Annotated in this window: 9 protein-coding genes; 6 read left to right on the forward strand and 3 right to left on the reverse strand. The window is 70.4% G+C overall.

Annotated features, from left to right (window positions below; translation table 11 throughout):
- Nucleotides 1–34 precede the first annotated feature (34 nt).
- Complete coding sequence (locus tag QF034_RS32640; RefSeq protein WP_307178284.1) at nt 35–484, reverse strand: carboxymuconolactone decarboxylase family protein; 450 nt, start codon at nt 482–484, stop codon at nt 35–37.
- Between the two features lie 82 nt (nt 485–566).
- On the opposite strand from QF034_RS32640, the gene QF034_RS32645 reads away from it, so the two are divergent.
- A complete protein-coding gene (locus tag QF034_RS32645) occupies nt 567–1445 on the forward strand; it encodes a sigma-70 family RNA polymerase sigma factor (RefSeq protein WP_307178285.1) in 879 nt (292 codons plus the stop codon).
- Nucleotides 1446–1494: 49 nt separating this feature from the next.
- Here the strand turns inward: QF034_RS32645 and QF034_RS32650 are convergent, their stop codons facing one another.
- A complete protein-coding gene (locus QF034_RS32650; RefSeq protein ID WP_307178286.1) occupies nt 1495–2454 on the reverse strand; it encodes an expansin EXLX1 family cellulose-binding protein in 960 nt (319 codons plus the stop codon).
- Nucleotides 2455–2697: 243 nt separating this feature from the next.
- Between QF034_RS32650 and QF034_RS32655 the strand changes: the two genes are divergently transcribed.
- Both QF034_RS32655 and QF034_RS32660 read left to right on the forward strand, forming a co-directional pair.
- Nucleotides 2698–3783: a glycoside hydrolase family 43 protein gene (locus QF034_RS32655; protein WP_307178288.1), complete on the forward strand. Its 1086-nt coding sequence runs from the start codon at nt 2698–2700 to the stop codon at nt 3781–3783.
- 1 nt (nt 3784) lies between these two features.
- On the forward strand, nt 3785–5194 hold the full coding sequence (locus QF034_RS32660; protein ID WP_307178290.1) for an RICIN domain-containing protein: 1410 nt from the start codon (nt 3785–3787) through the stop codon (nt 5192–5194).
- A 6-nt stretch (nt 5195–5200) separates the two neighbouring features.
- On the opposite strand, the gene QF034_RS32665 is transcribed toward QF034_RS32660, so the two are convergent.
- Nucleotides 5201–6862 (reverse strand): rhamnogalacturonan lyase B N-terminal domain-containing protein, encoded by a 1662-nt coding sequence (locus QF034_RS32665; protein ID WP_307178291.1) that lies wholly within the window; start codon nt 6860–6862, stop codon nt 5201–5203.
- A gap of 189 nt (nt 6863–7051) precedes the next feature.
- Here QF034_RS32665 and QF034_RS32670 point away from each other — a divergent pair, with 189 nt between their 5' ends.
- The 3 genes from QF034_RS32670 to rph all read left to right on the forward strand — a co-directional run bounded on the left by QF034_RS32670 (nt 7052) and on the right by rph (nt 12650).
- Nucleotides 7052–8095, forward strand: a complete 1044-nt coding sequence (locus QF034_RS32670; protein ID WP_307178292.1) for a rhamnogalacturonan acetylesterase — start codon at nt 7052–7054, stop codon at nt 8093–8095.
- An 87-nt stretch (nt 8096–8182) separates the two neighbouring features.
- Entirely contained in the window at nt 8183–9889 is a 1707-nt protein-coding gene (locus tag QF034_RS32675; protein WP_307178293.1) for a DUF2264 domain-containing protein, read from the forward strand.
- A gap of 163 nt (nt 9890–10052) precedes the next feature.
- A complete protein-coding gene (gene rph, locus QF034_RS32680; RefSeq protein ID WP_307178294.1) occupies nt 10053–12650 on the forward strand; it encodes a rifamycin-inactivating phosphotransferase in 2598 nt (865 codons plus the stop codon).
- The last annotated feature ends 135 nt before the right edge of the window (nt 12651–12785 follow it).

The following is a 12785-nucleotide window of genomic DNA, read 5'->3' on the forward strand; positions in this document are numbered from 1 at the left end:
GTCACTGCCGCAGGCCGCCCGTGCCCCGCCCGGCTCACCAGGTCTTGCCGGCCTGCTCCCGGATCGTGCGGTTGATGCGGTTGAAGAAGTTGGTCATCGCGATCTCCAGGATGATCGCGTTCAGCGGCTCCTCGCCGAAGTGGCCGGCGGCGGCGTCCCAGATCTCGTCGGTCACACCCGGTGCGCCGTCCTGGAGCCGGGTGGCGGCCTCGGTCAGGGCGAGGGCCGCCCGCTCCTCCTCGGTGTAGAAGGGCGTCTCACGCCACGCGGCCACGTGGTGCAGCCGCTCGTCCGTCTCGCCCGCCTTCTTCGCCGACGCGACCGAGGCGAAGACGCAGGGGCTGCAGCCGTTGATCTGGCTGGTCCGCAGATGGACCAGTGACAGCAGGCGCTGGTCGACGCCCCCGGCGTGAATCGCCTTGTAGAGGTGCCGGATCCCCGTGATCATGTCGGGGTTCGGCGTTCCGTTCACGCGTGCTTCCATCGATGCTGCTCCTTCATCGGTTACCTGAGCCCGTTCGGGCCCGTCATGTCCGTGACGGAGCAGAGCCGAGGAAGGTAACAACATGTCCGACACCAGTCCGGCGGACCCGATGGCCGAGGCGTTCGAGGCCCAGCGTGACCGGCTGCGCGCGGTCGCCTACCGCATGCTCGGATCGCGTGCCGACGCCGAGGACGTGGTCCAGGAGGCCTGGCTGCGTCTCTCCCGCCAGGACGCGGCGACCATCCACAACCTCGGCGGCTGGCTGACCACGGTGGTCGGCCGGATCAGCCTCGACGTCCTGCGGTCGCGCCAGGCCCGCCCGGAGGCGTTCTACGACGACAGCGCGTCCGAGCTCGTGGTGACGCTCGACGACGGGCCCGCTCCCGAGGACGACGCGGTGCTCGCCGACTCGGTCGGGCTCGCGCTGCTCGTCGTCCTGGAGTCGCTCGGGCCGAGCGAGCGGCTGGCGTTCGTGCTGCACGACCTGTTCGCGGTGCCGTTCGACGAGATCGGCCAGATCCTCGGCAAGTCCACCGCCGCCGCCAAGATGCTCGCCAGCCGCGCCCGCAGGAAGGTGCGGGCGACGAAGCGGCCGGCCGGTGTCGGACGGGAACAGCGAGAGGTGGTCCGGGCCTTCCTGGCGGCGGCTCGCCGCGGCGACTTCGAGGAGTTGCTGCGGGTGCTCCACCCCGAGGTGGAACTGACCGTCGACACCCCGTCCGGGGTGGTCGTCACCCTCGGGGCCACCAAGGTCGCAGCCGGCGCGCAACTGTCCGCCGGCGCGGCCGCACAGGGGCGGGCCGTGCTCGTCGACGGCCTCCCGGGGTTCGTTTCCTGGCACGAGGACGGCACCCCGCTCTCGGTCCTCGCGTTCACCGTCGTCGACGGCCGGATCACCGGCATCACGGTCGTGATCGACCCGGCCGAGCTCGCGCGGATGGACCTGCCGGACCCGGCATGAGTCCTCGCTTCCCCGAGGACCGCGTCCGGCTGTCTCACCGCGCGACCGCTCAGTGCCGCGCGAACTGCACCCGGGTCGCCTGTTTGACGTCCGGGCGGACCGCGATGCCCTCGACGGTGAGTTGTTCGCCGTAGATGTCGGTGAGCCTCAGGGGGCCGCCGCAGCCGGTGCCGTCGGGGGAGAGGAAGTAGTTGTACTCGGTCCGGGTCAGCCGGCTCCATCCGCTGCCGGTCCTGACCTCCAGCCGGGCCAGCGGGTTGCGGTGGCCGAGCGCCTGGATGCCGCACCAGTGGCTGCTGGAGCCGGTCTTGTAGCGGAGGGAGACGGTGTCGGACGTGCCGGGGCTCAGCAGGCTCCAGGTCACCGGGATCCGGCCGGCGGAGAGGCCGGCGAGCTTGGCGAAGGCCTCCTTGCTGAGGTCGAGCTGCCCGGGGGCGCAGGGCAGCGGGCATTCGTTGGTGATCCGGACCGTGACGGAGGCGCCGTTCCCCGCCCGGACCAGGATGTACGCCCCGCACGCCTTGGACGTCTCGTAGTCGGTGTGGTTCATCGCCGCGACCATGAGATCGGGGCTCGGGCCGTACAGGCAGGCGCCGTCGCCGTCCGCGGCGTCGTAGTGGGTGGCGACCCCCTCGTAGGTGACCTGGGGCTGGATACGTCCCGCCAGCGGTGCCGTGCCGGACACCGGCCGCGGTGAGGAGCGCGGGGTGCCGGCGGGCGAGGGCCGCGCCGACGGGGTGGTCGCGCTCGGTGGCGGGGACGCCTTGGACGGTTTGGGCTTCTGCTTCTGCTTCGGCTTCGGTTCGGGCTTCCGTGCCGGAGTCGTGGGCGTGGCGCTCGACCGGGGGCCGGCGGCGGGCTCGGCAGCGGATCGCACGGTGTCCGGCTCGCCGTCGGGGCGAAGCACCATCACCAGGGACAGCAGAAGTCCCACCGCCGCCACGCCGACGGCAAAGACGAGGGCACTGCGTCGCTTGCGCAGGGGACGGCGGTGAGAACGGGCTGCCACGGGTGAGTCCTTACGTGGTTCGGGAGTTCAGAAGTCCAGGAGTTCAGGAGGATGCGCGCTTTCACCCCACCAGTCGTCGCCGGGACCGGAAAGGTTGCCGGTGAGTCGTCCCGTCAGACCCGTTGACCTCCTGGTGGCACACCCTTACCTTTTCGGCGTTCGTAATGACAGATGGCGTTCGAAATGTCAGACGACGGATCGGACGACGCCGTGTGTCCCCCAGTGAGAGGCAGGCCCCTCCGCATGAGCCGCGACCGCGACCACGCTCTGCCCGAACCCCCCAGCCGCAGACTGCTGCTGAAGGGCGCCGCAGCCGCCGGTGCCCTGGCCGCCGTCCCCGGTGTGGCCCAGGCCGCCACCCCGGCCAGGCCGAAGCCGGCTCCCTTCGTGAACCCGCTCGTCCGCAACCGCGCCGACCCGCACATCAACCGGCACAAGGACGGCTTCTACTACTTCACCGCCACCGCCCCCGAGTACGACCGCATCATCCTGCGCCGCTCCCGGACCCTGAACGGCCTGGGCACGGCCGCCGAGTCCGTGATCTGGCGCGCCCACCCCACCGGCAACATGGGCGCGCACATCTGGGCGCCCGAACTGCACCGCATCGGCGGCAAGTGGTACATCTACTTCGCCTCCGCGCCCGCCGAGGACGTGTGGGCGATCCGCATATGGGTGCTGGAGAACGCCCATCCCAACCCCTTCAAGGGCACCTGGGTGGAGAAGGGCCAGGTGAAGACGGCCTGGGAAACCTTCTCCCTGGACGCCACCACCTTCACCCACCGGGGCAAGCGTTACCTCGCCTGGGCGCAGCACGAGCCCGGGCTGGACAACAACACCGGCATCTTCCTGTCCGAGATGGCGAACCCGTGGACCCTGAAGGGCCCTCAGGTCCGGCTCTCCACCCCGGAGTACGACTGGGAGTGCATCGGCTTCAAGGTCAACGAGGGCCCGTACGTCCTCAAGCGCAACGGCCGCCTCTTCATGACCTACTCGGCCAGCGCCACCGACTTCAACTACTGCATGGGCCTGCTGACCGCCGACGCCGACAGCCACCTCCTGGACCCCATGAGCTGGTCCAAGTCGCCGACCCCGGTCTTCACCAGCAACGACACCACCAAGCAGTACGGCCCCGGCCACAACTGCTTCACCGTCGCCGAGGACGGCCGCACCGACGTCCTCGTCTACCACGCCCGCCAGTACAAGGAGATCAACGGCGACCCGCTGAACGACCCCAACCGGCACACCCGCGTCCAGAAGCTCGGCTGGAAGCCGGACGGCACCCCGGACTTCGGCATCCCGGTGGCCGACACCGTGAAGGCGGGGGAGTGAGATGAGACGCGCGTACGCGGTCCTCCTCGCCCTGTGCCTGGGCGTGTTCGGCGCCCTCGCCACCGCCGGCCCCGCCCAGGCCGCGCCCCAGACCATCCCCAACGGCACCCAGTTCAAGGACACCTCGGGCAACCCCGTCCACGCGCACGGCGGCGGGGTCCTCAAGGTCGGCTCCTACTACTACTGGTTCGGCGAGCACCGCAACGCCGACAACACCTTCCGGTACGTCGACGCCTACCGCTCGACCGACCTGAAGAACTGGGAGTTCCGCAACCACGTCCTGACCGAGGCCAGCGACCCCGAGCTGGCGACCGCCAACATCGAGCGGCCGAAGGTCATGTACAACGCGTCCACCGGCAAGTACGTGATGTGGATGCACAAGGAGAACGGCACCGACTACAGCGAGGCCCGTGCCGCCGTCGCCGTCTCCGACACCGTCGACGGCAACTACACCTGGAAGGGCAGTTTCCGCCCGCTCGGCCAGCACATGTCCCGCGACATCACGGTCTTCGTCGACACCGACGGCGCCGGGTACATGGTCTCCGCCGCCCGCGAGAACTACGACCTCCAGATCTACCGCCTCACCGCCGACTACACCGGTATCGCGAGTCTGGTCGCCAACCCCTGGCCGGGCGGCCACCGCGAGGCTCCGGCCCTGTTCAAGCGGAACGGCGTGTACTTCATGCTGACCTCGGGCGCCACGGGCTGGAACCCCAACCAGCAGCAGTACGCCACAGCCACGAACCTCGCCGGGCCCTGGTCGGCCATGAAGAACATCGGCGACTCGACGGCGTTCGGTTCGCAGACCGCCTACGTCCTTCCGGTACAGGGCAGTTCGGGCACCTCGTACCTTTACCTGGGCGACCGCTGGGGCAACTCCTTCGGCGGGACCGTCAACGACTCGCGGTACGTCTGGCTGCCGCTGACCTTCTCCAACTCGACCACGATGGCCATGAACTGGTCACCGGAGGTCACCGTCGACACGGCCGCCGGGACCGTCTCCGGCACGAGCGCCACGTACAACACCCTCGTCGCCCGCCACTCCTCCAAGTGCGCGGACGTCACCAGCCAGTCGCTCTGGGCGGGCGCCCAGCTCAAGCAGTACGACTGCAACGGCGGCAGCAACCAGAAGTACTGGTTCAAGTCCGTCGGAAGCGGTTACTACCAGCTGATGGTCAGGAACAGCTCCCTGTGCGTGCAGGAGAACGCGAGCACGGTCACGCAGGAGAACTGCTCCTCCGCGACGAGCCAGCAGTGGTCGCTGACCACCACCGGCTCGTACGTCAACGTGAAGTCCCGCGCGTCAGGCGAGTGCCTGGACGTGAACGGTGCGTCCACCGCCAACGGCGCCGCGCTCATCACGTACACGTGCAACGGCGGCACCAACCAGCAGTGGACGCGCGGCACCTGACCCGGCTCAGGCCAGCAGGTCGATCGCGTCGACAGCCGTCCCGGCACTGAGGAAGCCGGTCGTCCCCGACCCGCTCACCACGTCGATCCTGAGCACGTTGTACTGGCTCGGGTCCGTCTTCCAGGCGGACGCCGGGACGCTGTACGTGAACGTGTGGTTGTTGCCGCGGTACGAACCGTTGGTCAGTGACCGGGTGTTCGGCTGGGTGGGCGGGGAGGGGACGGCCGAGGTCCAGGTGTCGTTGACGGTGACCTGGGGCCGGCCGTTCGCGTACGCCGTCGTCACGCCGATGCGCAGGGTGTGGGCCGCGGCGGCCTGGGCGGCGGTGAGCCTGAAGTACACGAGGATGCCGCTGTTGACGTCCTTCCAGAGGTAGCACGGGAAGGCCGCGGTCTCGCCGTCGCCGATGACGACGTTCCCCGTCCAGGACGCGGCCCGTACGTCGGACGGATGCGCGTACGTCATCAGATCCGCGTTCTTGAACCCGCCCGGCGTGCCGTTCCAGTCGCCGATCCGCCAGATCGCGCTCGCGTGGGAGGGGTCGTTGGAGGACGGGATCGCGATCGTGTTCAGGGTGGTCGTGCCGCCCGCCGACACGCTCACCGACGTGGTGTACACCGCCAGCTCGCCCTTGTAGACGGTCAGCGTGTACGTCCCCGGCAGCACACCCGGAACGGAGAAGAAACCGTCCGAGGAACGCGCCGAACCCCAGTACTGCGCCGCCGCGTTGGCAAGACCGACGGTGTACGGGTACGCCGTGTTCCGCCCGGATATCCCCACCCCCGCCACCTTGCCCCGGCCGCTCGCCGGCACGTACCCGGCGATGCCGAGCGAGTCGGCCCACGGCGTCGTCAGCGTGCCCGGGAACAGCGCCGAGGAGGGTGCCCCGCCGTCCGTGAAGGCGATGACGTACGGGCCCTGGAGGCCGAACCGCTGGTCCTCGGTCTGGTTCTGGCCGTAGTAGAGGATCTCGTACAGGCCGCCGCCGTCCGCGCTCTGGTGGCGCAGCAGCGAGCGGTAGAAGGGCCCGCCGGAGGCCTTCTCGTGGTTGCTGCGCACCATCCACAGACCGACGCCGCCGGCGGACCAGCCGATGTGGTCGTAGTCCATGACGCGCCGCTTGGAGTAGTGCTTGGAGCGGGTCTGCCCGTCGGACTTCCGGAACACGTCCGAGGCCTCGATGGTGGTGGGCGCGTACGTGTACGAGTCGGGCTCGTCGTTGAGGAACGCGCCCTTCTTCACGCGCACGATGTACCGGGTCGCGGAGACGGACGTGTCGGCCTTGTTGGTCCACAGGTAGACGTTGTTCTCGCCGCTGCGGGCCGCGTAGTAGTGCCTGAGGGTGCCGTGCGTGACCGAGACCAGGATCGTCGAGCCGGACTGTCTGATGCTCACGGTTGAGGCGCCGAGGCCGGACTCGATGTGCGAGTTCATGCCGCCGTAGCCCTGGTACTCCGTGCCCCGGTAGACCAGGGAGGTCAGGTCGCCGGTGGACTTGCTCACCTTGAAGACCAGTTGGGCACCGGTGTCGACGACGTAGTTCGAGCCGTCGTCGCTCCAGCCGAAGCCGGCTGCGTGTGCCGTGCCGGTCAGGGCCGTGCCGGCGGCGGCGGTGGCGCCGAGGACGAAGGCGCGGCGGCCGACCGGTCTGTTCGCAGATCCGGGCATGGGGGTGCCTCCTTCGGGAGGTGGGGGGTGCGGGCGAGAGCGAGAGTGACAGTTGAATCGATTTCGCGAAAGGGCTTTCACATGTCTGGGGGAAGCATCTTTGCGAAATCAGGCCGAGGTCTAGAAAGCGCTTGCCAGAGGCGATACGTTCAGCCGCCAGGTCTTGTCACCGTGACGGAGGAGTTGCGAGTGAGACGTTTCAACATCGCCGTGCTGGCGGCCGTGACGCTGAGCACCGCCCTGTCCGCCGTACCCGCCCACGCGGGCGAGGCCGGCGGACGGCCGGGCCTCGCGCACTGCGCCGCCGACGCCTGCCACTTCGACGTCCCGCCCGGCACGTACGACGTGCGGGTCGTGCTCGGCGGAAAGGCCGCGTCCGCCACCAGCGTCAGCGGCGAGACCCGCCGGTCCCTGCTGCCGGAGACGGCCGCACCGGCGGGCGAGCGCGTCACCCGCAGTTTCACCGTGAACGTCCGCACCCCCGAGGGCGAGCCCACCGGCCCCGACGGAACCCCCGGCCTCGACCTGCGCATCGGCGGTTCCGCCCCCGCCCTGGCCGGCATCGAGGTCACCCCGGCCCGGCACGCCCGCCAGATCTTCCTGGTCGGCGACTCCACCGTCTGCGACCAGCCCGGCGACCCGTACTCCGGCTGGGGCCAGCAGCTGCCCCAGTACCTCCGCCAGGGCGTGTCCGTCGCCAACTACGCCGATTCCGGCGAGAGTACGGTCACGTATCTGGGGAACCCGCGGCTGTGGGCCACCGTACGGCCCCTGATCCGCCCCGGCGACCTGGTCCTCGTCCAGCTCGCCCACAACGACAAGACCACGGACGAGGCCACCTACCGGGCCAACCTGGAGGCCCTGGTGGCGGGAGTCCGGGAGCGGGGCGGACAGCCGGTCCTTGTCACTCCCATCGTGCGGCGCTGGTTCAACACCGACGGCACGCTGAACAACGGAACCGCACTCCTGGTCAACGGCCTGGGCGTCGACCACCCGGCGGTCACCCGCTCCGTCGCCGCCGCGCAGGACGTGCCGCTGATCGACCTCACGGCCAAGACGAAGGCGCTCGTCGAGTCCCTGGGCGTGGAGGGTTCCAAGGCCCTCTACCTCTACAACGAGAAGCGGGACAACACGCACACCTCCGTGCGCGGTGCGACGGCCTACGCGGGCCTGGTCCGCGACGAACTCGTCACCCGGCATCTGGTGCCGAAGGGCAAGGTGCGGGTGGGATGAACCCCTGGGGCGCCCCGACCGGAACCGGGGCGCTCCAGGTCCAGCCCGTTCGCCGGTTCCGACCTGCCCCAGCACGAAAGAGACGCGATGCAGCTGCCTCCCGCCGACCGCACGGCCTCCTCGATCACCGGCTACACCCGCGCCCACTGGGAGGCGGCGGCCGACGCCCTGCTCACCGCCGTCGAGCCGTACGCGACCGAGGACCGCGCGCTCTACCACCTGCCGGGCGACCGCACCAGCTGGTCCGGCCGCCTCTCCGACGGCCTGGAGGGCTACGCCCGCACGCTGCTGCTGGCCGCCTTCCGCCGCGACGAGAAGGCCCTGGAGCGCTACGCCGACGGGCTGGCCGCCGGGGTCTCGGGCGTCTGGCCCCGCATCGAGCACCGCAGCCAGCCCCTGGTGGAGGCGGCGTCGATCGCACTCGCCCTGCGGCTGACCCGGGAGCAGCTGTGGGACCGGCTGGACGACGGAGTACGCCAGCGGGCGGCGGCCTGGCTCGGCGACGCGCTCACCGCCGAGGCGTGGCCGTGCAACTGGGAGCTGTTCCCGGTCACGGTGGGCGGCTTCCTGGCGGAGATCGGCCACGAGCCGGACGCGTCCCGCGCGGCGATCGACCGCGGCCTGGAGCGCATCGAGCAGTGGTACCTGGGCGACGGCTGGTACACCGACGGCGACGGCCGCAAGTTCGACTACTACAACGGCTGGGCGATGCACCTCTACCCGGTGCTGCACGCCTGGCTGGAGCGCGACGAGCGCCTGCTGGACCTGTACGGGACGCGTCTCGAACGCCACCTCTCCGACTACGCCCGCCTGTTCGGCGGTGACGGCGCGCCCATGCACCAGGGCCGTTCCCTGACGTACCGCTTCGCGACGACGGCACCGCTGTGGCTGGGCGCCCTGACCGGCCGTACGCCGCTCTCCCCGGGCGAGACCCGGCGCCTGGCCTCGGGAGCACTGCGCTACTTCCTCGACCGGGGCGCGGTCGACGACCGGGGCCTGCTGTCCCTGGGCTGGCACGGCCCCGACGAGTCGGTCCTCCAGGGCTACTCGGGCCCGGCCTCCCCCTACTGGGCGAGCAAGGGCTTCCTCGGCCTGCTCCTGCCGCCCGACCACGAGGTGTGGACGGCGGCGGAGGAACCTGCCCCGGCCGAACGCGCGGACTCGGTCACCCCCGTCGGGCCTCCCAACTGGCTGCTGCAGTCCACCCGTTCCGACGGCGTGGTCCGCCTGCACAACCACGGCAGCGAGGACGTCCGCTACGACCCGTACTATACGCGCCTGGCCTACTCGACCGTGACGACTCCCTCCTCGTCGTCCTCGTCCTACGACAACAGCGTGCTCCTCGGCGACGACCCGAGCCGCACCGGCATCGAACCGCTGGGCGTCGGCGAGGGCTGGGCGGCCTCGCGGCACACCGCGGGCGGGGGAGCCCGGGTGACGAGCGTGGTGCTGGCACACGGGGCGGCGGAGGTGCGGGCGCATCGGGTGACAGGGACGGAGCCCGGGACACCGGTGCGGATCACCGGCTGGTCGGCAGGAGAGGGCCTGCGGGCCGAACTCCTGCCCGCGGCGGGTCTCGACGACACCCTGAGCGGCGTCACCGGCGAGGGCGCCACGCTCTTCGTCGCCCTGGCCCGGCTCACGGGGGAGCCGGACCCGGTCCCGCTGGCGGAACTGGTCTCCGTGCGGGTGGACGAGAGGGGGGCGGTCGAGGTCCGCTGGAGCGACGGGGACGGGGACGGGGCGCGGGTCCGGCTGGACGACGCGGGAGCGGAGGTAGCGCCGCTCACGTGACGCGCTGACCCGGCGAAACCGCCGACGACATGGCAAAGGCAAGGAGAGAACTCTCCTTGCCACTCTCAACGTATAGCGCACAGGGGGGCTTGCCGCAAGGCCCCGGTCACAGCGCAGAATCGTCGACCCGTGCCACACACTGCGGAAATGGGGAACGCGTCGGATGGCTGAGCACTACGTGCGGGATCTTCAAGAGATCGACGAGACACAGGTCGCGATCGTCGGCGGCAAGGGCGCGCACCTGGGCGGGCTTTCGCGGATCGAGAGCGTCCGCGTGCCGGCCGGCTTCTGCGTGACGACGGAGGCCTTCCGGCGGATCCTGGCGGAAGCGCCGTCGACGGACGATCTGCTCGATCAGTTGTCACGCCTGGACCCGGACGACCGGGAGGCGGTCCGCACACTCAGCGCGCGGATCCGCCGGACCATCGAGGAGATCGCCATCCCGGGCGATCTCGCCGCGGCGATCACCGGCGCCCTCGCCCGGCACGGCGAACAGGCCGCCTACGCCGTCCGCTCCAGCGCGACGGCGGAGGACCTGCCGACGGCCTCCTTCGCCGGCCAGCAGGACACCTACCTGAACGTCGTGGGGCCGACAGCGGTCCTCCAGCACGTCAGCCGGTGCTGGGCCTCGCTGTTCACCGAACGGGCCGTGACCTACCGCCGGCGCGGCGGCATCGACCACCGTACGGTCCACATGGCCGTGGTCGTGCAGAAGATGGTCTTCCCGCAGGCGGCCGGCGTCCTGTTCACGGCCGACCCCGTCACGGGCAACCGGAAGGTCGCCACCGTGGACGCCGGCCTCGGCCTCGGCGAGGCCCTGGTCTCCGGCCTGGTGAACCCGGACGTCTTCACGGTGCGCGACGGCCAGGTCGTCGCCAGGACGATCGCCGCCAAACAGCGTGCCCTTCACGCCCTGCCGGGCGGCGGTACGCGGGAAGTGGCGATCGACGCGCAGCGGCAGGAGCAGCCGGCGCTGACGGATGAGCAGGTCGTGCGGCTCGTGCGGCTCGGGCGGCGGATCGAAGCGCACTTCGGCCGCCCGCAGGACATCGAATGGTGCCTGGACGGCGATGACGTCCACATCGTCCAGAGCCGGCCGATCACGACGCTGTTCCCCGTCCCCGAGACCGGCGACCAGGAGAACCACGTCTACGTCTCCGTCGGTCATCAGCAGATGATGACCGACCCCATGAAGCCCCTGGGGCTCTCCATGTGGCGGCTGACGGCCATGGCCCCGATGCACGAGGCCGGCGGGAGGCTGTTCGTCGACGTCACCCGCCGCCTGGCCTCGCCCGCGAGCCGCGCCGGTCTCCTCGACCTCGTGGGACGAGGCGATCCGCTGGTCAGGGACGCGCTGGAAACCGTCCTCGACCGTGACGACTTCGTCCCGTCGCTCCCCGACGCGGACCCCGGCGGGCCGCCTCCCGGCCGCGCGCCCGCTCCGATCGAGACCGATCCGGCCATCGTCACCGAGCTGATCGAGCGCAGCCGGGCGTCCATCGCCGCCCTGGAGCGCGACATCCGGACGAAGGCCGGACCGGCGCTGTTCGACTTCCTGCTGGAGGCCTTCGAGGAGCACAAGCGCGTCCTCGGTGATCCGCTGAGCATGCAGGTGATCATGGCGGGGATGGAGGCCACGTGGTGGCTCAACGACAAGCTGCAGGAGTGGCTGGGCGAGAAGAACGCGGCTGACACGCTCACCCTGTCCGCCCCCGACAACATCACCTCGGAGATGGGACTGGCGCTGCTCGACGTCGCGGACGTGATCCGCCCTCATCCGGAGGTGGTGGCGTTCCTGGAGGGCGTCGAGGACGACGGCTTCCTGGACGAGCTGGTGAAGCTCCCGGGCGGGGCCGAAGCGCGCGACGCCATCGAGACCTACCTCGACCGGTACGGCATGCGCTGCGTCGGCGAGATCGACATCACGAGGCCGCGCTGGCGCGAGCGCCCCAGCACGCTCGTGCCCGTGATCCTCGACAACGTCAGGCACTTCGAGCCGGGCGCCGCCGAGCGCCGCTTCGAGGAAGGCCGGCAGAAAGCGCTCAAGCAGGAACAGGACGTGCTGTCACGCTTGCGGGCCCTGCCGGACGGGGAGCGCAAAGCCGACGAGACCAAGCGGATGATCGACCGGGTCCGAACCTTCATCGGATACCGGGAGTACCCGAAGTACGGCATCGTCAGCCGTTACTTCGTCTACAAGCAGGCCCTGATGAGGGAGGCCGAGCGCCTCGTGCGGGCGGGCGTGCTCGCCGAGAAGGAGGACATCTTCTACCTCACGTTCCAGGAATTCCACGACGTCGTGCGCTCGCACCAGGTGGACGACCGGCTCGTCCAGCAGCGCAAGGAGGCGTTCCGGTCGTACGAGGCGCTCACACCGCCCCGCGTGCTGACCTCGGACGGTGAGGCCGTCACGGGGGCGTACCGGCGCGACGACGTGCCGGCCGGTGCCCTGGTCGGCCTGCCGGTGTCCGCCGGGACCGTCGAGGGGAGGGCCCGCGTCATCCTCGACATGGCGGAGGCGGATCTCCAGGAGGGCGACATCCTGGTCACGACCTACACGGACCCCAGTTGGTCACCGCTGTTCGTCTCCGTCGCGGGCCTGGTGACGGAGGTGGGCGGCCTGATGACCCATGGCGCGGTGATCGCCCGGGAGTACGGCTTGCCGGCCGTGGTGGGCGTGGACCAGGCCACCCGGCTGATCCGGGACGGGCAGCGGATCCGCGTGCACGGGACCGACGGGTACGTCGAGATCCTTTCCTGACCGCTCGTTAGCGTGGCCCCATGACCGTTGATCCGAAGCAGACACCGGCCGCGGGGGCACTCTCCGCCTTCGCCGCCCTTCACCACGCCGCGGAGCCCCTCCTGCTGCCCAACGCCTGGGACTGCGCGTCCGCGC

It is taken from the genome of Streptomyces africanus (assembly GCF_030816955.1).
In the GTDB taxonomy this organism is placed as follows: Bacteria; Actinomycetota; Actinomycetes; order Streptomycetales; family Streptomycetaceae; genus Streptomyces; species Streptomyces africanus.